Origin of the sequence: Maricaulis maris (genome assembly GCF_049116555.1) — a bacterium.
GTDB lineage: Bacteria > Pseudomonadota > Alphaproteobacteria > Caulobacterales > Maricaulaceae > Maricaulis > Maricaulis maris_C.
In genome coordinates, this window is sequence record NZ_JAGDYT010000001.1 from 576237 (window position 1) to 596040 (window position 19804).

18 protein-coding genes are annotated in these 19804 nt (G+C 63.3%); 9 read left to right on the forward strand and 9 right to left on the reverse strand.

Going from position 1 to position 19804, the window contains the following annotated elements:
• Positions 1 to 33: 33 nt before the first annotated feature.
• The 6 genes from JXQ94_RS02645 to JXQ94_RS02670 all read left to right on the forward strand — a co-directional run bounded on the left by JXQ94_RS02645 (position 34) and on the right by JXQ94_RS02670 (position 6613).
• Positions 34 to 2802: a chemotaxis protein CheW gene (locus JXQ94_RS02645; protein WP_421922270.1), complete on the forward strand. Its 2769-nt coding sequence runs from the start codon at positions 34 to 36 to the stop codon at positions 2800 to 2802.
• Positions 2799 to 3284 carry a chemotaxis protein CheW gene (locus tag JXQ94_RS02650; protein ID WP_421922271.1) on the forward strand — a complete coding sequence of 162 codons (486 nt, stop codon included), beginning with the start codon at positions 2799 to 2801 and terminating at the stop codon, positions 3282 to 3284. Before JXQ94_RS02645 ends, JXQ94_RS02650 begins: the two co-directional genes overlap by 4 nt.
• Before the next feature lie 14 nt (positions 3285 to 3298).
• On the forward strand, positions 3299 to 3673 hold the full coding sequence (locus JXQ94_RS02655; RefSeq protein ID WP_421922272.1) for a response regulator: 375 nt from the start codon (positions 3299 to 3301) through the stop codon (positions 3671 to 3673).
• Between the two features lie 11 nt (positions 3674 to 3684).
• Positions 3685 to 4872: a protein-glutamate methylesterase/protein-glutamine glutaminase gene (locus tag JXQ94_RS02660; RefSeq protein ID WP_421922273.1), complete on the forward strand. Its 1188-nt coding sequence runs from the start codon at positions 3685 to 3687 to the stop codon at positions 4870 to 4872.
• A 2-nt stretch (positions 4873 to 4874) separates the two neighbouring features.
• Positions 4875 to 5711, forward strand: coding sequence for a CheR family methyltransferase (locus tag JXQ94_RS02665; protein WP_421922274.1), 837 nt, complete (start codon positions 4875 to 4877; stop codon positions 5709 to 5711).
• A gap of 134 nt (positions 5712 to 5845) precedes the next feature.
• A complete protein-coding gene (locus JXQ94_RS02670; RefSeq protein WP_421922275.1) occupies positions 5846 to 6613 on the forward strand; it encodes a phosphodiester glycosidase family protein in 768 nt (255 codons plus the stop codon).
• A 78-nt stretch (positions 6614 to 6691) separates the two neighbouring features.
• Here JXQ94_RS02670 and ctrA read toward each other — a convergent pair whose 3' ends face one another.
• Positions 6692 to 7387, reverse strand: coding sequence for a response regulator transcription factor CtrA (gene ctrA / locus JXQ94_RS02675; protein WP_075188927.1), 696 nt, complete (start codon positions 7385 to 7387; stop codon positions 6692 to 6694).
• Between the two features lie 529 nt (positions 7388 to 7916).
• Here ctrA and fliI point away from each other — a divergent pair.
• Together fliI and JXQ94_RS02685 are read left to right on the forward strand one after the other, a co-directional pair.
• Entirely contained in the window at positions 7917 to 9260 is a 1344-nt protein-coding gene (gene fliI / locus JXQ94_RS02680; protein ID WP_421922669.1) for a flagellar protein export ATPase FliI, read from the forward strand.
• Complete coding sequence (locus JXQ94_RS02685; RefSeq protein ID WP_421922276.1) at positions 9257 to 9676, forward strand: flagellar FliJ family protein; 420 nt, start codon at positions 9257 to 9259, stop codon at positions 9674 to 9676. Before fliI ends, JXQ94_RS02685 begins: the two co-directional genes overlap by 4 nt.
• Before the next feature lie 74 nt (positions 9677 to 9750).
• Here the strand turns inward: JXQ94_RS02685 and JXQ94_RS02690 are convergent, their stop codons facing one another.
• On the reverse strand, positions 9751 to 11835 hold the full coding sequence (locus JXQ94_RS02690; protein WP_421922277.1) for a TonB-dependent receptor domain-containing protein: 2085 nt from the start codon (positions 11833 to 11835) through the stop codon (positions 9751 to 9753).
• A 150-nt stretch (positions 11836 to 11985) separates the two neighbouring features.
• Between JXQ94_RS02690 and JXQ94_RS02695 the strand changes: the two genes are divergently transcribed.
• Positions 11986 to 12981, forward strand: a complete 996-nt coding sequence (locus JXQ94_RS02695) for a DUF6607 family protein (RefSeq protein ID WP_421922278.1) — start codon at positions 11986 to 11988, stop codon at positions 12979 to 12981.
• A gap of 80 nt (positions 12982 to 13061) precedes the next feature.
• Here the strand turns inward: JXQ94_RS02695 and JXQ94_RS02700 are convergent, their stop codons facing one another.
• The 7 genes from JXQ94_RS02700 to JXQ94_RS02730 form a co-directional block, all read right to left on the reverse strand.
• Positions 13062 to 13382, reverse strand: coding sequence for a hypothetical protein (locus tag JXQ94_RS02700; RefSeq protein WP_295692999.1), 321 nt, complete (start codon positions 13380 to 13382; stop codon positions 13062 to 13064).
• 24 nt (positions 13383 to 13406) lie between these two features.
• Positions 13407 to 14207, reverse strand: coding sequence for an AAA family ATPase (locus tag JXQ94_RS02705; RefSeq protein WP_421922279.1), 801 nt, complete (start codon positions 14205 to 14207; stop codon positions 13407 to 13409).
• Entirely contained in the window at positions 14207 to 15199 is a 993-nt protein-coding gene (locus JXQ94_RS02710; RefSeq protein ID WP_421922280.1) for a flagellar biosynthesis-like protein (FlhF), read from the reverse strand. The genes JXQ94_RS02705 and JXQ94_RS02710 overlap by 1 nt, the downstream gene beginning before the upstream one ends.
• Positions 15200 to 15234: 35 nt before the next feature.
• Positions 15235 to 17367, reverse strand: coding sequence for a flagellar biosynthesis protein FlhA (gene flhA, locus JXQ94_RS02715; RefSeq protein ID WP_421922281.1), 2133 nt, complete (start codon positions 17365 to 17367; stop codon positions 15235 to 15237).
• Between the two features lie 12 nt (positions 17368 to 17379).
• Positions 17380 to 18750, reverse strand: a complete 1371-nt coding sequence (locus JXQ94_RS02720) for a sigma-54 interaction domain-containing protein (protein WP_421922282.1) — start codon at positions 18748 to 18750, stop codon at positions 17380 to 17382.
• 27 nt (positions 18751 to 18777) lie between these two features.
• Positions 18778 to 19050, reverse strand: coding sequence for a flagellar motor switch protein FliN (gene fliN, locus JXQ94_RS02725; protein WP_366511510.1), 273 nt, complete (start codon positions 19048 to 19050; stop codon positions 18778 to 18780).
• 95 nt (positions 19051 to 19145) lie between these two features.
• The gene (locus tag JXQ94_RS02730; RefSeq protein WP_421922283.1) at positions 19146 to 19799 is read right to left on the reverse strand and encodes a hypothetical protein; all 654 of its coding nucleotides are present in this window, start codon (positions 19797 to 19799) and stop codon (positions 19146 to 19148) included.
• Positions 19800 to 19804: the final 5 nt, after the last annotated feature.

A 19804-nucleotide genomic window follows, 5' to 3' on the forward strand; every position in this document is an offset into this window, starting at 1 on the left:
TTGCTGTTGAATCAGAACCGCACGGGGCCTGCCATGGACGATCTAATCAGCGAATTCTTGACGGAGACGGCCGAGAGCCTGGATGTCATCGATTCCGAACTGGTGCGCTTCGAGAATAACCCTGAAGACCGGGCGATCCTCGATAATATTTTCCGTCTCCTGCACACCATCAAGGGAACTTGCGGGTTCCTCGGACTGCCGCGACTGGAAGCGGTGGCGCATGCTGGCGAAACCCTTCTGGGCAAGTTCCGTGATGGCGAACTGAGCGTTTCACCGCCGATGGTGACGCTGGTCCTGCAGGCGATCGACCAGATCAAGGTCGTGCTTGAAGCCCTCGAGAATACCGGCGTTGAACCGGCCGGTGATGACTCCGAACTGATCGGCCGTCTCGAAGACGCCTCGATGGGACGCCTGCCGGAGCAGGCCGACGAGAACGTCCCGCAGCAGCCGGAAAACTGGGATAATGATCTGGGCCGCGAACTGCGCCCGGGTGAAGTTTCCCTTGCTGATCTGGAAGCCGCTTTCAACGGGACCGAGCCGGAAGTCGAGACCGGCGCGGAACCGGTCGCCGAGCCGGTCGAGCATATCGGCGTCGGCGAGTTCGACCCGGCCCTGGGTCGCGAGCTGCGCCCGGGTGAAGTGTCCGCGGCTGAACTTGAAGCCGCTTTTGCCAGCGCCGAGCCGGACCCGGCTGTCGCGCCGCCGGCGACCGAGCTGATCACCAAGGACATGAGTCAGGCCGAAGCCCTCGCGACAGCAATGGCGGAGCTCAAGGGCGGCGATGACGCCGTTGCCGGCGAAGGCGGGGTGAAGGTCCAGCAGACTGTGCGCGTCGGTGTCGACGTGCTCGAGGCGCTGATGACCACCGTCTCCGAGCTTGTTCTGACGCGGAACCAGCTGATGCAGACCATACGCGGTCTGGAAGATGAAGAACTCAAAGGTCCGCTCCAGCGCCTGTCCGCCGTGACCGGTGAGCTGCAGGACGGTGTCATGAAGACCCGCATGCAGCCGATTGGCGATGCCTGGCGCAAGCTGCCGCGGATCATCCGTGACGTCTCCACCGATCTTGGCAAGAAGATCGAACTGGTGATGGAAGGCAATGAGACCGAGCTCGACCGCCAGGTCCTCGAGCTCATCAAGGATCCGCTCACGCACATGGTCCGCAACTCCGCTGACCATGGCCTGGAAATGCCGGCTGACCGCGTCAAGGCGGGCAAGGCCGAGAAGGGCACGATCAAGCTGTCCGCCTATCATGAAGGGGGGCACATCATTATTGCCATCTCCGATGATGGCATGGGCCTCAACACGGCCCGTATCGGCGAGAAAGCCCTCGAGAAGGGGCTGACCACGCACGACGAACTCGAGCGGATGCCGGAGCAGCAGATCCACCGCTTCATCTTCGCGCCGGGTTTCTCGACCGCCGAGAAAGTCACCAACCTGTCCGGCCGTGGCGTTGGCATGGATGTGGTGCGCACCAATATCGAGCAGATCGGCGGTGTCATCGATGTCACCTCGACCGCCGGCAAGGGTTCGCATTTCTCGATCAAGATCCCGCTCACCCTGGCCATCGTGTCAGCGCTCATCGTCGGTTGCGACGAGCAGCGCTTCGCCATTCCCCAGCTCGCCGTGCGCGAACTGGTTCGTGTTGGCGCCGGGTCCGAGCACACGGTTGAAAACCTCAATGGCGCCCGCGTCATGCGTCTGCGCGACCGGCTCATGCCGCTGGTCGACCTGCACGATGTGCTGGGTGTCGGCGAAGCCTATAACGGCCAGGAGGACGAAACCGGTTTCGTGGTCGTTCTCGATGCCGGTGGCCGCAATGTCGGCCTGGTCGTCGACAATGTCCTCGACACGGAAGAGATCGTCGTCAAGCCGCTCTCGGATTCCCTGCGCGGCGTTCATGCCTATTCCGGTGCCACCATCCTCGGCGATGGTTCGGTCATCATGATCCTCGACCCGAATGGTCTGGCCGGCGAGATTGTAACAGCCTTGGACGAAGAAGCCTCGATGGAAGCCTCGGCCGCGAAAGCCGCAGAGGCCACCAATACGCAGCGCCTCCTGCTGGTGCGCGCCGGTGGGTCCGAACCGAAAGCGGTTCCGCTCGCCCTGGTCACACGTCTGGAAGAATTCAATCCGGACACCATCGAAAGCACGAATGGGCGCCTTGTGGTCCAGTATCGCGGCCGCCTGATGCCGATCGTGCCGATCGGCTCGGAAATCCGCACGGTGGAAGGTCAGCGCCAGCCGGTCCTGGTCTTTGCCGAAAACCACACCTCCATCGGTCTGGCTGTCGACGAGATCGTCGATGTGGTTGAAGAGCGTGTCGACATGCAGATGTCTTCGGACAAGCAGGGCGTCATCGGTTCGGCCATCATCAAGGGCAAGGCCACCGATGTGGTCGACATCGCCTGGTATCTCGACCAGTCCCGCGCCGGCAATATCCAGCGCAAGACGAGCAATCGCCGCCGCCGCATCCTGCTGGTCGATGCCGACGCCTTTGCGCGCCGCATGATCGCGCCGCTGCTGGCTGCTGCAGGTTATGACGTGACCCCGACCGGCGGCATGCACGAAGTGCACGCCATTGCCGAGGCCGGGGAGCAGTTCGACGCCATGGTCGGTGATCCGACGGCGCTGTCGCGCATTCGCCAGGAGGGCCTGTGGCCGAACCTGCCGACGCTCGCTGTGACCGACTGGCCGGAAGATACGCAGTCCGAGGGCCTGACGGCCGTGCTGCCGAGATCTGATCGTGGCGCTCTCATCGCCGCACTCGACTCGGTGTCTCAAGAGGAGAAGGTGGCATGACCACGAATCACGATGACAACTCGGAGCTCAGCGCCGAGTCGATGAATGAATATGTCTCGGTGCGCATCGGTGATCAGCTCTTCGGCGCTCCGGTCGACGCGATCCGTGAAGTGTTCGCGCCGCAATCGGTGACATCGGTCCCGCTGGCCCCGAATGAAGTGGCCGGCCTGCTCAATCTGCGCGGTCGTATCGTGACCGCGATTGATGCCCGCCGCCGCCTCGGTCTGCCGCCGCGCGAAGCCGATGATGCCGGAATGGCACTTGGCGTCGAGCGTGGTAGCGAAATTTTTGGACTTATCGTGGACAGTGTCGGTGAAGTGCTTCGTCGGCCTAGGGCGGAGCTGGAGCCGGTGCCGGCTCATGTCGATCCGACCTGGCGGTCGATGGTCAAGGGTGTGCACCGTCTCGATAAGGAATTGCTGGCAGTCCTCGACGTCTCGGCCGTTATCGGAACGGCTGGCGCCAGGGCAGAAGCCGCCTAGCGGAGGGTGTTGGGATGAAAATGTGTCTGGTCGTCGACGATTCCCGGGTGATCCGGAAAGTCGCGCGCAAAATTCTCGAAGAACTTCAGTTTGAATGTGTCGAGGCGGGTGACGGGTCGGAAGCCCTGGAAGCCTGCCGCAAGCAGATGCCGGACGCGATCCTCCTGGACTGGAACATGCCAGTCATGAACGGGCTGGATTTCGTCAAGGCGCTGCGGCGCGAAGAGAGCGGCGATCAGCCGGTCGTCGTCTTTTGCACGACCGAAAACGACATGGCGCACATCACCGAAGCCCTCCGGGCGGGTGCCGATGAGTATGTCATGAAGCCGTTTGATGGCGACATCATCGAGTCCAAGTTCCAGCAAACGGGTTTGCTGCGCGCTTCCTGAGGGGGTTTCCAATGACGGAACTCGCCCGTACGGCGTCTCCCGCCCATTCCATCGCCCGGGTCCTCGTGATCGATGACTCGGCAGTCGCCCGCGGTCTCATGACGCGCTGGGTGGAAGAGGACACGGATCTCACCCTCGTCGGCGCTGCCGTCGATGGCGAGCAAGGCCTGCGAAAGGCCGAGGAACTCAAGCCCGACCTGATCGTGCTTGATGTCGAAATGCCGAAAATGGATGGTCTGGCAGCCCTCCCTCTGCTGCTGAAGGCGGTGCCGGGCTGCAAGGTGGTCATGGCCTCGACGCTGACGCGTCGTGGTGGTGAAGTGACCATTCGCGCGCTCTCCATGGGCGCCGCAGATTATGCCTCCAAGCCCCAGGCCGGCCGGCTCGCGGGTGCCGAGGAATTTCGCCGCGATCTTCTCACCAAGCTGAAGGCCCTGGCGCCGCGTCCGATTCCGCCGGTCCCGACGCAAAACCAGATCGCGCCCAGTGCTCCTGCCGCACCGGCTGCACCGACCGCCCGCACGATCTCCGCGCCGCCGCCGGCTTCGGCGCCCGCGAAAAAGATGCATGCGCCGGTGGCTCAGCCGCCGCAGACCCGTGGCACGCCGCGACATACCGGCCGTCCGGACCTCATCGCCATCGGTTCCTCAACCGGCGGGCCGCAGGCCTTGCGCGATGTGATCGCTGCGATTCCGGCCGATGTTCGTGCGCCGATTGTCATTGCGCAGCACATGCCGGCGCTGTTCACCAAGATTCTCGCCGAACACCTGACCAAGGCCGGCAAGCTGGTGTGCAAGGAAGCCGAAGACAATGAGCGGCTGAAGCCGGGCTGTGTCTATGTCGCGCCCGGTGATTTTCACATGACCATCCGCAAGGATGCGGCGGGCTTTTATGCGGTGCTCGATCAGACACCGCCGATCAATTTCTGTCGCCCGGCAGTCGATCCCCTGTTCCAGTCGGTGGCCGAGGTCACGCGCGGAGCAGCACTGGGTATCATTCTGACGGGCATGGGCCATGACGGCCGCGAAGGCGCGCGCATGCTGCGCAATGCCGGCGGTACGATTCTGGCCCAGGACGAGGCGACCAGTATCGTCTGGGGCATGCCGGGAGCCGTGGCGGAAGCCGGGCTGGCCGATGAAATCCTGTCTTTGTCGGAGATAGGTCCGGGCATCGTCCGGCGCGTGAAAGGTGGACTGTAATAATGATAAAACAAGATGACATCCTTTTCGTGGCCGCAGAGGCGTTCAAGCGCTCGGGTCTCGTTTTGTCTGCCGACAAGGGGTATCTGCTGGAAAGCCGTCTGGCGCCATTGGCCCGGGCCGAAGGGTATCCGTCGATCGAGGCGCTGATCTCAGCCGCCCGGCGCGACCCCGGGGGGCGCCTCCTCTGGTCGATCACGGAAGCCCTTGCGACACACGAAACCTTCTTTTTCCGCGACAACACACCGTTTGACCTGTTCAAGCAGGATGTCCTGCCGGTCCTGGCCCGTGCCCGCGGCAATAATGGTCAGATCCGCATCTGGTGCGCGGCCTGCTCGTCCGGTCAGGAACCCTATTCCCTGGCAATGCTGCTCGAGGAAGAGCGTGCCCGGCTCGGAAACCTGCGGATCGAAATCATCGCCACCGACATGGCACCGCGTGTGCTCGAAAAGGCCAAGGCCGGCGTTTATTCGCAGTTCGAGGTCCAGCGGGGCCTGGCCGTACAGCGCCTGGTCCAACATTTCGAGCAGCAGGGTGAGCAGTGGCGCGTCAAGCCGAACATTCGTTCCATGGTGACGTTCCAGAAGCAGAACCTGCTCGAGAACTTCTCCCTGATGGGCACGTTTGATCTGGTATTCTGCCGCAATGTCCTGATCTATTTTGATGCCGACACCAAGAAGAAGGTGCTCGGACGCATCGCCCACCAGACCGCCCAGGATGGCTATCTGATCATGGGTGCCGCCGAGACAGTGGTGGGGCTTTCAAGTGATTTCTCGCCGGTTGAAGGGCGTCGGGGTCTTTATGGCCGTGCCGCTGCCGCAAAGTCGGCCGCAGCCTGACCGGCCAGCGCCGCTCTGCCTGATCAAGGCCCCGCAGCCCGGCTGCGGGGCCTTTTTCTTGACCCGAGCCGGAGCGCGCGCCCTAGTAGAGGCGATTTCGTCAACCGATCCGCCCGCGTGTCGAAGGTGTCCGCATGAGTATGATCCTGGCCGCTTTTGCCCTCAGCCTTGCATGGGGGCAGCCCGACAGCGCGCCGGCAATTGTCCCGCAGCCTCCGGCCTGCGAGATAGAAATCTTCGAGACATCCCGCTTCCTGGTCTGCGACTACGTGGCCGACCGCCACGCGCTCCGTCTCGTGCGCAATGATCTGGACCCGCAACGCTCGCGTCGCCTCGACGCGCTGTTGCGCGATCCGGACATTGAGGGGCGCCGCGTTCGCTTCGCGATGAATGCCGGCATGTTCGAGGAGACCGGACGGCCACTGGGCCTCTTTGTGGGTGAGGGCAGGACAGGGCGCGCCCTGAATACGCGCGCGGGACATCGGGGCAATTTCTATCTCATGCCCAATGGGGTCTTCTATACCGATGGTCGCGGACACCCGTTCGTGGTGACCAGTGCCGACTGGCCGGATCATGCCGACGACGCCGTGTGGGCGAGCCAGTCCGGGCCGATGCTCATCATCGACGGGGCCCTGCACCCTGCCATCCAGCATGACGGTCCCTCGCGCCGGGTACGTAACGGGGTTGGCGTGATCGGGGAGGGTGCAGCCCTGTTTGTGCTCAGCCTTGAGCCGGTTTCCTTCGGTCGGCTGGCGCGCTTTTTCCGCGATGGGCTGGGCAGCGAGAATGCCCTTTATCTGGACGGGGTCGTATCGGGTGCCTGGGTGCCGTCACTCCCGCGTCTCGACCTCCTTCACCGGGTCGGACCGGTATTTGTGATCAGCGACCGGGTCCGCCCCTGAGGGGAGGCTGCCGGCGACGCGCAAAGAAAAAGGCCCGGGCGGGCAGCCCGGGCCTTTTCATCACGCTGAGACCGGAAATCAGGCCGAGGCCTTCTCCTCCACCGGGTCGCGAAGCACATAGCCGCGGCCCCAGACAGTCTCGATATAGTGTTCGCCATTGGTGGCCGCTGCGAGCTTCTTGCGAAGCTTGCAAATGAAGACGTCGATGATCTTCAGTTCCGGCTCGTCCATGCCGCCATAAAGGTGGTTGAGGAACATTTCCTTGGTGAGCGTCGTGCCCTTGCGAAGGGAGAGCAGCTCGAGCATCTGGTATTCCTTGCCCGTCAGATGGACGCGCTGGCCTTCAACCTCAACCGTCTTGGCGTCGAGATTCACGCCGATCGAACCGGTCTTGATGATGGACTGGGAATGCCCCTTGGAGCGACGCACGATGGCATGGATGCGGGCGACCATTTCGTCCTTGTGGAAGGGCTTGGTCATATAGTCGTCGGCGCCACAGCCCAGGCCGCGCACCTTGTTGTCGATGTCGGCATTGCCGGTGAGGATCAGGATCGGGGTGTCGACCTTGGCCACGCGCAGCGTCTTGAGCACATCAAAGCCCGGCATGTCGGGCAGGTTCAGGTCGAGCAGGATGATGTCGTAATCATACAGCTTGCCGAGGTCCACGCCCTCTTCGCCGAGGTCGGTGGTGTAGATGTTGAAGCCTTCTGACTTCAGCATCAATTCGATCGACTGGGACGTCGCCCGATCGTCCTCAATAAGAAGAACCCGCATTTGGTTCGCCTCCGGTTTTTGCTACGCGGGGCGAATCACTTCTCGCCCGGCCTCATCTCGTGATTAACCTTATTTGGACGCTATGCGGAAACCCTTAACGAAAGTTAACTGCGACTTGACCCGATTTTGGAATCGGCAGCTCGCGATGTCCTTGCTGGGAAGCTTGATTCGGATTTCGCGTTAACCATTCAGGGGTTAACGGGCTCCATTTCGCCGGATCCATGGGCGGTGGCAGCGGATTGATCAAATATGCGCGGTATAAAGTATTCACGGCGGAGGGCCGTTTTTGCCTGTGTTGATGGGCAAATCAGCTCAATTTGGCTGTGAAGATCAGGGCTCAACTTATCCACAAGCAATTTGCTTCCGGTCCTGACTCTGAAACGGAATCGGAATCCGGACAGGTCTAGAATCGGTCGGGATCAGGGGCTGCAGAATTTGCCGGGTGTTTACGTCGAGGCAACTGACGGCACCTAAACTGATCGGGAAGTGGCTTTTGTGCCACGCTTTGCAAGGCGGGCTGACCCGTATGATGGAAACCCTGATCGATCGCGTTGGGCGAATGGATGACCGCGTCCTTGAAGGGCGCGTCACCGCGCTGAACGGACTGCTGGTTGAGGCGGAAGGGCCAAAGGCGGGTTTATCGCTGGGCGCGCATGCGCAGATCGAGACCGGGGACGGGGTCGCGGAATGCGAAGTTGTCGGTTTCCGTGGCGAGACAGCCTTGATGATGCCCTTCGGCCCGCTTGAGGGTGTGCGCCCCGGTGCGCGGGCTCGCCTGCAGCCGGAAGCAGCACGGGTTCGGCCGAGCCGGTCCTGGCTGGGCCGGGTGCTCGATGGTTTCGGACGACCGCTTGATAATGGCGCGCCGCTGACCGAAGGCGGCATCCCGTATCCGCTCAAGGGCAATCCGCCCAGCGCCCATGGCCGGGCCCGCCTGGGTGACCGTCTGGATCTGGGCGTTCGGGTCCTCAACGGCTTTGTTCCCATGCGACGGGGCCAGCGGCTCGGCATTTTTGCCGGGTCCGGCGTCGGCAAGTCGGTGCTCATGTCGATGCTGGCGCGCGCCTGCGATGCCGATGTCATCGTCATTGGCCTGATCGGTGAGCGGGGCCGTGAAGCGCGCGAATTCGTCGATGATGTTCTGGGTCCGGAGGGCCGCAAGCGCTCCGTGGTGATCACCGAGACGTCCGATGCCCCGGCCCTGGCCCGGCGCCAGGCCGCTCACCTTACCCTGACCACCGCCGAGTATTTCCGCGATCAGGGGCTCGACGTGCTCTGCCTGATGGACAGTGTCACCCGTTTTGCCCTCGCGCAGCGCGAAATCGGCCTTGCCGCCGGCGAACCGCCGACCACGCGTGGATATACGCCATCCGTATTTGCTGAATTGCCACGGCTACTTGAGCGCGCCGGCCCGGGTCCGGAACGGACCGATGGCGGAAAAACCGGCTCCATTACCGGTCTTTTCACTGTTTTGGTGGATGGTGATGATCATAACGAACCCATAGCCGATGCCGTTCGCGGCATCCTGGATGGACACGTGGTCATGAGCCGAGCCATTGCCGAGCGGGGGCGCTACCCGGCGATCGACGTTCTGAAGTCGGTCAGCCGGACTGCGCCCGAAGTTTATGACGCTGCCGAGCGACCCCTGGTCGCGGAGGCGCGCAAGCATTTGTCGGCCTATGCCGACATGGAAGAATTGATCCGTCTGGGTGCCTACACCCAGGGATCCAATCCAGCGGTGGATCGGGCCATAGAGCTCAACGAACCGCTGGAAGCGTTTCTCGGTCAGCAAAAAGACGATGCGGCGGACATTCCGTCGACTTTCGCAAGGCTGTCGGAGATTTTGGGTGGTGGTGAAGGAGTGCGGCAATGACACGCTCACATGAACCTCTGATCCGGCTTGCCCGGTTCAAAGTGGAAGAATTGCAAAAGCAGATGGCCGAGCTTGATCGCTCGCGCGCAGCGCTGATCGGCCAGATTGAGCGCCTGGAGGCGTCGGTCCCGGAAGAGCAGGCGGCGGCGGCCCAGTCCAAGGAAGGCTATGTCGCTTACGGCTCCTACGCCCAGGCGGTGATCAAGCGGAAGGAAAATATCCGCGCGTCGCTCGATGAGGTCGATGTCCAGGCCAATGCCCTGCGTGACCGGCTGTCGGAAGCCTTCACGGACCTCAAGAAATACGAGCTTCTGGAAGAGCGTCGCCTCGCCCGGATCGAGCAATCGGTGCGCGCCGCCGAACAGGATGAACTCGACGAGATCGCCCAGATCCGGCACGGGCGCGCGTCGCACTGACCCAGCGCGTTCTGTAAAGACACAAAAGGCCCCGGACCGGCTGGTCCGGGGCCTTTTGTTTTGGGGTGGGCCGCCTAGAAGGCCTGGGACCAGCTCACATCGAACCGCACCGACCGGCCCGGTTCGCTGGTGCCGGCGAAGACACGGTCGTAATCGTGATCCAGCAGGTTCTCGATGCCGGCATTGAGACGCAGACCGCTGTCGGCAAGGGGCTGCCAGCGAGCATAGGCGTCGGCGACGACATAGCCGGCGCGGTGTTCGGCCACGTCCAGCGGTTCGTCATACTCGGTCGCCGCAGCGACCCGTCCGCCCAGGGTCAGGCGACTGTCCTCGAAATACCACCGACCATCGAGGAAGAGCCGGGTCGGAGCGAGCGAGCCGAGCGGGGCGCCGGTGGCGACGTCCTTGCCGTCAATCCCGGTCAGCGACGCGTCGAGCGAAAAGGCGCCTTCACTCAGACCCAACTGGATTTCATAGCCCTCCAACTCGGCCGATCCGACATTCCGGCTCTGCGTGGTGCCCGCCGAACAGGGGGCGAAGAAGGGCGGGGCGAAACAGGTCGGATCGAAGGCGAAGTCGACGAACAGGTCGATCAGGTTTTCCGCTTCGGTCTGGTACCAGGAGGCGCTGACATCCAGGCGGTCGAGACTGGTACGTCCGGACAGATCCATCCGCAGGCCGATTTCCAGTGTCTCCGTCTCTTCCGGCAGGAGGTCCGGATTGGCGATGAACGCGTTCGTGATGAAGGTGGGCGGGCCAAGGATGATGTGCGGCAGGGAGAAATGCGTGCCGTCCAGATAGAGTTCATTGATCGACGGGGCCCGGAAGGCCTCGCCCCAGCTGACGAAGATGTTGAAATCCTCGATCGGCGCATAGGTCGCCGCGAAACGGCTGGACGTGGCGTCACTGGAGACGGTCGTCGTGGTCGGGGTCGAGGTCTCGAAACGGTCCTGGCGCACACCGGGCAGCAGGATGACCCGGCCCGGCAGGCCCAAGGGTGCCGGCCCGTCGAGTTCCAGTTGAACCCAGCCGGCGGTGAACTGGCTGTCGGCATCGGGCGCGCCACCGCGGACGCCATTCGTTTCGGCGCTGTCATGCCCGTCCTGGCTGTCCTCATAATATTCGCCGCCCATCGTCAGCCCGGCATCGAAGGCGCCGAGGGTGAATCCAAAACGCTGGTCGAGGCGGATGCCGGCGGTTTCCAGGTCGCGGCGAAGCTCGCGGCCGGACACGGTTTCGGTTTCATCGACGCCGGTCTCATTGCGATAGAGCGTGACGTCGAGGTCGAGCCAGCTGATGGCCGGCGGCGTGATCGAGGCATTGAGCGTGATGGCGTCCGAGGTGATGTCCTTGTCGACCAGCGCGTTGAGCGACCCGACTCCTGCCACGCCCTGGGCGTTATTGGGTTCGGTGGCCGTGCCGTCAAATGTCTGCCAGCTCAGCTCGGTGCGAATGCCATCGGCCAGATCCGCGCCGAGCTTGAAGAGGCCTGAGACGCTTTCATCATCGGCCGGGAGGTCCGCGCCGGACCCCAGTGTGATATCGCCGGACTGGCGCGTGGAGACGGAGGCGAGGGCGTCGAAGACGCCGGTGCGGCCATAAAGGCTGACCGAGCCACGGCTTTCCTCATCCACAGAGCGGTAGCCGGCGCCCAGCCCATAACCCCAGGTCTCGCCGGCGCCCAGCACGTCATCCGCACTGGCGGTCCGGAAGGCGAGTACGCCGCCCGAAGCGCCGGACCCGTAGAGCGCCGAGGCCGGCCCGCGGACCGCATCGACGCCAACCAGCAGGGCCGGGTCGACAAAGAAAACGCCATCATGGGCCGAACCGAAATTCTGTCGGGCACCGTCGAGCAAGAGGGTTGTGTTGGCCCGGCCTTGACCGCGCAGCGAAAGGGTCTGGCCGGTGCGACGCGGGCCGCCGGATACCTCAACACCGGGCAGTTGGCGCAGAAGGTCATCGAGATCGGCGGGGCGGGTCAGGTCCAGTGTTTCGGTGTCCACGGTCGCGGTGGCGCCCGGATAGACGAAGCTGTCGAGCCGGGTTCGCGTGACTTCGACGATGATCACATCCTCGCCGGTCTCTGTCTCGCCGTCCTGGGAAAGGCCGGGCGTCGTGAGGGTAAGCAGGGCGGTTGTGGCGAGGAAAACGCGTTTCATGGTGATGTCCCGTTGTTGCGAATGATTTGCACTTGCTGCTTTCTGCCGTTTGCATTATGCAAATGCAAGTGAGAATCTTTATCAACAACACGCCAATTTCTTCAGGGTCATTCCAGGGACCCGACGCATCCCAGAGACAAAGAGGGGCTTATGAAACTCGCCTATATTGCCGCCGCCGCACTGACGCTGGCCGGTTGCGCCACCACGGCACCGTCCGATCGCGCGGCCTTGGCTGCGACGGATTCCCATCCCGTGCACAGCCAGGCTGCGTTCGAACAGGACAGGCAGGCCATTCTCGCCATGCAGGGCGAATACGCTGTCACATTCGATTTCCGTGAGATCGTGCCAATCGCGCCGGGTTATGAGCTGGCCGAGCCAAAGCTGACGCCCGCGCGCGAAGTCGTGGTCGTGGTGGAGGACCGCGGCGATTTCATCATGTTGCAGCACTTGCTGATCGTCGGCGACGCGGCCAATCCCTTCATCGTCAAGCATTGGCGCCAGGACTGGCGCTATGAGCCGGAGACGATGCTGGCCTTCCAGGGTTTCGATGACTGGACTGTCGAGGAAATTGCCGCCGCGGACGCCAACGGCGCCTGGTCGCAGACCGTCTATCAGGTTGATGACAGCCCGCGCTATGCCGCGGTCGCGCCCTGGCACCATGATGCCGATGGCATCTCGACCTGGGAGCCGCCCGTCTCGTGGCGCCCCCTGCCACGTCGTGACGACACCACGCGCGACGACTATGACACCATCGCCGCTGTGAACCGCCACACGGTCACGCAATGGGGCTGGATCCACGAGCAGGACAATTCCAAGCTCGCCCTGGACGAAGACGGGCAGGCGCATGAGCTGGTTCGCGAAGTCGGGGTGAACACCTATCGCCGCACCGCGCTGTCCAATGCCCAGGCCGCGCGCGATTACTGGAACGCCACCCAGGATTACTGGGCGCTGGTCCGGGCCCGCTTTGATGCGCTGGAAACCGACGGGACGCGCCGTTTCCATATCGAGGATGATGCCGAGGGGACGCTGCTCTACGGCCCGGTTCTGGAAGCCGGCCAGCGGGTATTGTTCGGTATCAGCGATGCCGAGGCCGCCTTCGAAGAGGCGGAGACCTATCTCGAAAGCCAGATCACCGTCGTCCAATAGCTTCGCAGCTGGATGGTGAGGGAGGGCGGCGCTTGCCCGAGCGTCGCCCTTTTCCTTTTGGAGGCTGGCCCGTTGGCGGATTAGCGCCCGTAACGCCGTTTCGCCCAGAAGATCGCGCCGATGGTCATCATGTAGATGACCAGGCGCATGATCACGACCACTCCACCGCGCTCATCAAGGCGGGAGAAGGCAAAGTCGAAGGCGAAATCCGGTGGGATGCCGGTCGACCAGCGATAGAAGAAGGGGGCGCAGGCATCGATCAGGAAGGCGATTGAGGCCGCGGCCGGCCATTGCGGCCATTTGCGCATGATCAGGGCGGCGACCAGCGACAAGACGATGATCAGCCACCAGTCGAAGGGCGTGAAACCGGCGCTCAGGCGATCTGCGAAACTGTCATACATGGTCAGGCCTCCCGGGCCGGTCGATCAGGCGGCTTGCTTGCCGCGCGCCAAAGAGCCCGCCAGAGCCTGGATGTCCTTCGCTGCCTGGCATTGTGGCGCGCGCAGGGAGACCGCGGTCTGGGCCCGGATTGCGGCCGGGACTGTCGGATCCTTGCGCACGATGCCAGCCAGTGTCGGTGTGAAGCTCAAAAAGGCCTCGCAGGTCTTGCGAAAGGCACCGAAGGCCTCATTGGCGGCATTCATGTCCGGCGCATTATTGATCACGACCAGCGGCGAGGCGCCGTCATCATGCAGGCGCAGCGTCTTCACGAAGGCATAGGCATCGGTCAGTGAGGTCGGTTCGTCATTGAGCACGATCACGACATCATCGGCAGTCAGTGCGAGGCGGACCGTGGCCCGGTCGGCACCGGCGGCGAGGTCAAGAATGGCCCGGTCATAGGACAGCGCCAAAGCCGCGACGCCGGTGGCGAGCTTGGTCAGGCCGGGACCGGCCAGATTGGCCAGGGCACCCGAACCGGAGCGCCCGGAAATGACATCGAAGCCGCCTTTCTGGCTGGCACCGCCCATGGCCGGGCAGACGGCTTCCTGGATCTTGACGCGGCCATTGATGACGCTGGAAATGTCGGAATTGGGCTGCAGGCCGAGCTGGACGTCGATATTGGCCATGCCGAGATCGCCATCCATCAAAAGGCAGCGTTCACCCATTTGCGAGAAGGCGCGGGCCATGCCGATGGACAGCATGGTCTTGCCGACGCCGCCCTTGCCGGAGGCGATCGCGAGGATTCGACCGGCGGAGCGGTCCTGCGGTGCGGACGCGATCTTCATCAGTCTTCCTCCTCGAAGGGGGTGTTTCGGTCCTCGATCAGGACCCGGGCCATGCGCAGTGGCGTGGCCGGAGCCAGGCCGCCGCCGATGAAGGGGGTCGAGGAAATCTGCGCGAAGGACAGGCCGGTTTCACCGACGCCGAGCACGGCGCCAAGCCGGCGGGCGCAATCCAGCTTTACCGGGATACAGCGGCTGGCGCCGATCGAGGCAAAGAGCGAGGCGGCGTCCTCGGCATCTTCGGGCGTCAATCCGGCGTCGAAGACATACAGGATTTCGGCGTTGGCGCTGTCGGCGAAGGCCAGTGTCATGTCCAGATCGTCGAGCTCGAACGGATTGACCGCCGGACTGTCGATCAGCACCGGGCCCTCGATCTCGTCGACGGCCTCGATCATCTCGCGCGGATCATCCACGGCGCGGAAACCGGCGCCCATGCGGCGGGCGAGTTCCTGCAGCCGGTCATTGGCACCGGCACGCTCGCCATCACAGGAGATGAGGGTTGGCACAGCCCCGGCGGTGATCGCCCGGGCGGCCGTCTTGGCCAGGGCCGACGTCTTGCCGACGCCCGGCGTCCCGGCGAACAGGACGGCATGTTCGGGCACGGCAGGCAGCGGCTGGAAGGTGTAGCGGCTCTCGATGGCATGGGCGAGGCGGGCCACGGCCTGGCCATCGGAGAGATCATGGGCGGAGCGGATCAGGGCCTGGGCGGCTGAACCCGGAGCGCGATGAAAGCCGAGCGCACGAATCACCCGGTCCAGCTCATTGTCCTCGCGCAGGCCACGCTCGATATCGGCTTCGCCGGCAAGGCGGATGGCGCGGTCGCGAACCTGCTCGGCCGGCTCGGCAATGCGCGCCATCTCGCTGGCGGCACGCACTTGCACGCCGCCGTCGGGGCCATCGCTGGTGGCAATGATCACGGCGTCGGGCCCCATTTCACGGCGCACTTCGGCCATGGCTTGGGTCAGGGACGGGGCAGCAAAGGTTTTAAGATGCATGGGCTCGGATCATATCACAGGTCAAATTCGGTCGCTTAACCGACATGGCCCATCGTCTGAAGGCGCGCGCTCGGGTGAATTTCATTCTGCGACATCACCACGGTCTGCGGGCGAAAACGCTCAACCAGAGAACGCACATACGGACGAATCAGCGGGCTCGTCAGCAGCACTGGTACATGACCCTGAGCTGATGCGGTTTCAAAAGAGTTTCGAATGGCAGCCACGAAATCATGCAGCTTGGAGGGCGCAAGGGCGAGCTGGCGACGATCGCCTTCACCGACCAGCGCTTCCATGAAGGCCTGCTCCCATTGCGGGCCCATCGCCAGTACCGGCAGGACGCCATCATGCGCCTTGTTGGTGTGGCAGATCTGACGCGCCAGGCGGGTCCGGACATGCTCGACTATGGCGTCGAGATTCTGGGTCGTGGCGCTGGCTTCCGCGATGCCTTCCAGAATGGTCGGCAGATCACGGATCGAGATGCGTTCCTTGATCAGAGATTGCAGGACACGCTGGATGCCGGCCCGGCTGATCTGGTTCGGGGTAATGTCGTCAACGAGGGCCTTGTGCTCTTTGGACAGCTTGCTGATCAGCTTCTCGACCTCGGCGTAGGACAGCAGGTCGGCCATGTTCTCGCGCAGCAGCTCGGTCAGATGGGTGACCAGGACGGCGGCCGGCTCGACGATGGTATATCCGCGGAAGGAGGCTTCCTCGCGAAGGCCTTCATCAATCCAGGTCGCGGGCAGACCGAAAGTCGGTTCCTTGACGTGTTTGCCGGGCATGTCGATCTGCAGGCCGGCCGGATCCATGACCAGCAGCTTGTGCAATTCCAGCTCGCCGCGACCGGCTTCCAATTCCTTGATCCGGATCGTGTACTCGTGATTGCCGAGCGACATGTTGTCGATGATCCGCACGGCCGGTGTGATGAAGCCCATTTCTTCGGCCAGCGAGCGACGCAGGGCGCGGATCTGGTCGGTCAGCTTGCGGCCATCGACATCATTGATCAGCGGCAGCAGGCCATAACCCAGCTCGATCTTCAGCTCGTCAATGGCAAGACTGTCCTCGATCGGGGCTTCCTGGTCAGACTGGGTTTCGGCGACTTCGGCTTCTTTCTCGGCGACCGCTTCCGCTTCGGCCTGGGCCGTTCGTTCGGCGATATCGCGATTCATCCAGGCCAGGGCGCCGGCACCGGCGGACATCATGGCGAAGGGGATGAGCGGCATGCCGGGCAGGAGGCCGACCATCAGGGCAACGCCCGAAACCAGGCCGAGGCCTTGCGGGTTTGCGGTCAGCTGCCCGAACAACGCCTTGTCGGCCTGACCGTTGACGCCGGCCTTGGAGACCAGCAGGCCGGCACCGACCGAGATGATCAGGGCGGGGATCTGCGAGACCAGGCCGTCGCCAATGGTCAGGGAGGAATAGGCTGAGGCGGCTTCGCCGAAAGGCATGCCGGACTGGACGACACCGATGATGATGCCGCCGACCAGATTGATGGCGGTGATCATCAGGCCGGCCATGGCATCGCCACGGACGAATTTGGAGGCACCATCCATGGCACCGAAGAAATTGCTCTCGCCTTCCAGCTCGGTGCGACGCTTGCGTGCCTCGTCCTCGGTGATCAGGCCGGCGGACAGATCGGCGTCGATCGCCATCTGCTTGCCGGGCATGGCGTCCAGGGTGAAGCGCGCCGCGACTTCCGCGATCCGGCCGGAACCCTTGGTGATGACCACGAAGTTCACGATCACCAGGATGGCAAAGACAATGATGCCGATGACGACATTGCCCTGCATGACGAAGGAGCCGAAGGCCTCGATGACCTCGCCGGCCGCGTCCGTCCCCTCATGCCCCTTGGACAGGATCAGCCGCGTCGAGGCGATGTTCAGACCCAGACGCAACAGGGTGGTGATCAGCAAGAGGGCCGGGAAGGCCGAGAATTCAAGCGGCTTCTTGATGAAGAGGGCGGTCATCAGGACCAGGACCGACATCGAGATCGAGATCGCCAGCGACATGTCCAACAGGAAGCTGGGCATGGGCAGCATCAGCATCACCAGAATGGCGAGAATGCCGACCGCCAGCGCCACATCACCGCGCAGCGTGCGGTTCAGGAAGGCGCGGAGATCAAACCCACCCGCAGCGGGAGCGGGGGTCGGAGATGCAGCGGTATCGGCCAATGATCAGTCCAATCAGGCTACGGAAACACCCTGGGCGGGTTGGTTGGGCGCGGGAATGTCGACGCCCTGGTCCGAATAGAGTTTCAGCTTGTTGCGCAGGGTCCGGATGGAGATGCCGAGAATGTTGGCGGCGTGGGTCCGGTTGCCCAGGCAATGGTCGAGCGTGTTCAGGATCAAATCCTGCTCAACTTCCGACACCGTGCGACCGATCATGTCGGCCTGAACCGATTGGGCGGTATCTGCGGCCTGGCGGACGACATGATTGCCCGAGCCTGTGAAGGCCGAGCCGTCCGGCATGCGAATCGCGTCGGGTGTGATCTCACGACCGGAAGCCAGCAGCACGGCGCGGTGCATGGCGTTTTCAAGCTCACGCACATTGCCGGTCCACTCACGCGCCAGCAGGGAGGTCTTGGCGGCGTCGGAAATGGCGCGTTCGTCGATCGCATTGGCGGTCGAGTATTTCTTCACGAAATGCTCGGACAGGGCGACGATATCGGCCGGGCGCTCGCGCAGGGGCGGCAGGGCCAGATTCACCACATTCAGGCGGAAGAGCAGGTCCTCGCGGAAGCTGCCATCGGCGACAGCCTTGCGCAGGTCACGGTTCGATGTCGCGAGGATGCGGATATTGACCTTCACCGGCTTGGTGCCACCGACGCGGTCGATCTCGCGTTCCTGGATGGCGCGCAGCAGCTTGGCTTGCAGACGCACGTCCATTTCCGAGATCTCATCCAGCAGCAGCGTGCCGCCATCGGCCTCTTCGAACTTGCCCACGCGGCGGGCGATCGCGCCGGTAAAGGCGCCTTTCTCGTGACCGAAGAGTTCGGATTCCAACAGGTTTTCGGGGATGGCGGCGCAGTTCACCGAGATGAAGGGCGCCTGGGCGCGCTTCGATTTGGTGTGAACATAACGGGCCATGACTTCCTTGCCGGAGCCGCTTTCGCCAGTAATCAGGACGGAGGCGTCGGAACCGGCGATGCGATCGGCGAGATGGATGACGGCCTGCATGGACGGGTCGCGGGCAATCATCGGGCGTTCGTCATCGGCAATCGCGGCCAGGACCGCCGCGATCAGATCGGCGTCCGGCGGCATCGGGATGAATTCCTTGGCGCCGGCGCGAATGGCGGCCGCCGCGGCTTCGGGACGGACATTGACGCCGCAGGCGACAACGGGAACCGAAATCCGCTCGGCCTCATTGGCCTCGATCAGGGATTGGACGTCCAGATGCAGGTCGACCATGAGAAGGTCGGCGCCGCGTCCGGCACGCAGATGGGCGGTGGCCTGTTCGATCGTGTCGACGTGCGAGACTTTCGCGCCACGGTCGAGGGCGATCTTGGTGGCGGTGTGGAGTTGCCCGCCCAAACTGCCAACTATCAGAATACGCATGATATTTTCCGTCCTTTCCGCGAGGCCTTAGCCTGCGTCCCCGTCCTTGATGATTTCCGTCATGGTGACGCCAAGCCGGTCGTCGACCACCACGACTTCGCCGCGCGCGACGAGCCGGTTATTCACGTAGATGTCGATGGCTTCGCCGATCTTGCGGTCGAGTTCGACAACCGAGCCGGATGTCAGCTTCAACAGCGAATTCACATCGATATGTGCCTTGCCGAGGACGGCGGAGATATTGACGGGAACGTCAAAGACCGGCGCCAGATCGGCGGCGCTCTTTTCTTCCTCATCCATCATCTGCTCGCCGCGCTGGGGGGCCTCGACGGGCACTTGCGTGCCGTCATCGCCCAGATCGGGAAGGTCGAGATTGTCGTCAGCCATGTCAGGCCTCCTTAAGCCGCGCTTACGCCGGCGGCGGGGTCGCCGGGCGCGTCAGAGTGGGTTTCCTCGTCACTTGGCGGCGATGCCAGCCAGCGTGCGACGATGTCATTCAGTCGGTGCTCGATTTCCTCGGCGCTGCGCTGAACCGCACCGGCGCCCCATTCCAGGCGCACATCGGCATTGGGCAGGGCGTCATCGCCGCGCACCATGATGGCCCCGTCGAAACCGGCATCGCGCGCCGTCTTCTCGAGTCGCTCGGCGAGGGATTCAACGAGTTCCGGATTGCAGCGTACCGACAGGCGCGGCTCTGAGCGCAAGTCCTGCACGGCTTCCAGCGCGACCTGTTCGATGGTGTCGATCGGGTAGGCAGAGAGGGCCTCACCGGCGATCTTGCTGGCGGCAGCGATGGCCAGTCCGGCTGCTTCCTGGCGCAGGGCGTCGGATTCATTGGCAAGGCGGGCCAGGATGAGCTGCATCTGGGAGGCGATGGCCTGCAGCGACTGCGCGCAGCGACCCTCTTCCATTTCGCGGCCTTCCTCGACGCCCCACATGCGGGCCGCGTCGACATCATCCTGGGTGAAGAAGCGCTTATAGCTCTCCCCTTCACGCAGAATCTGGCCGTCATGGTCGAACTCTGTATCGAAATCAAATTTGACCGGATTCATTGTTC

Excerpts from the sequence above, each read along its gene's own strand:
- JXQ94_RS02645 (WP_421922270.1), top strand. The coding sequence starts at position 34 with ATGGACGATCTAATCAGCGAATTCTTGACGGAGACGGCCGAGAGCCTG.
- JXQ94_RS02650 (WP_421922271.1), top strand. The coding sequence starts at position 2,799 with ATGACCACGAATCACGATGACAACTCGGAGCTCAGCGCCGAGTCGATG.
- JXQ94_RS02655 (WP_421922272.1), top strand. The coding sequence starts at position 3,299 with ATGAAAATGTGTCTGGTCGTCGACGATTCCCGGGTGATCCGGAAAGTC.
- JXQ94_RS02660 (WP_421922273.1), top strand. The coding sequence starts at position 3,685 with ATGACGGAACTCGCCCGTACGGCGTCTCCCGCCCATTCCATCGCCCGG.
- JXQ94_RS02665 (WP_421922274.1), top strand. The coding sequence starts at position 4,875 with ATGATAAAACAAGATGACATCCTTTTCGTGGCCGCAGAGGCGTTCAAG.
- JXQ94_RS02670 (WP_421922275.1), top strand. The coding sequence starts at position 5,846 with ATGAGTATGATCCTGGCCGCTTTTGCCCTCAGCCTTGCATGGGGGCAG.
- ctrA (WP_075188927.1), bottom strand. The coding sequence starts at position 7,387 with ATGCGGGTTCTTCTTATTGAGGACGATCGGGCGACGTCCCAGTCGATC.
- fliI (WP_421922669.1), top strand. The coding sequence starts at position 7,917 with ATGGAAACCCTGATCGATCGCGTTGGGCGAATGGATGACCGCGTCCTT.
- JXQ94_RS02685 (WP_421922276.1), top strand. The coding sequence starts at position 9,257 with ATGACACGCTCACATGAACCTCTGATCCGGCTTGCCCGGTTCAAAGTG.
- JXQ94_RS02690 (WP_421922277.1), bottom strand. The coding sequence starts at position 11,835 with ATGAAACGCGTTTTCCTCGCCACAACCGCCCTGCTTACCCTCACGACG.
- JXQ94_RS02695 (WP_421922278.1), top strand. The coding sequence starts at position 11,986 with ATGAAACTCGCCTATATTGCCGCCGCCGCACTGACGCTGGCCGGTTGC.
- JXQ94_RS02700 (WP_295692999.1), bottom strand. The coding sequence starts at position 13,382 with ATGTATGACAGTTTCGCAGATCGCCTGAGCGCCGGTTTCACGCCCTTC.
- JXQ94_RS02705 (WP_421922279.1), bottom strand. The coding sequence starts at position 14,207 with ATGAAGATCGCGTCCGCACCGCAGGACCGCTCCGCCGGTCGAATCCTC.
- JXQ94_RS02710 (WP_421922280.1), bottom strand. The coding sequence starts at position 15,199 with ATGCATCTTAAAACCTTTGCTGCCCCGTCCCTGACCCAAGCCATGGCC.
- JXQ94_RS02720 (WP_421922282.1), bottom strand. The coding sequence starts at position 18,750 with ATGCGTATTCTGATAGTTGGCAGTTTGGGCGGGCAACTCCACACCGCC.
- fliN (WP_366511510.1), bottom strand. The coding sequence starts at position 19,050 with ATGATGGATGAGGAAGAAAAGAGCGCCGCCGATCTGGCGCCGGTCTTT.
- JXQ94_RS02730 (WP_421922283.1), bottom strand. The coding sequence starts at position 19,799 with ATGAATCCGGTCAAATTTGATTTCGATACAGAGTTCGACCATGACGGC.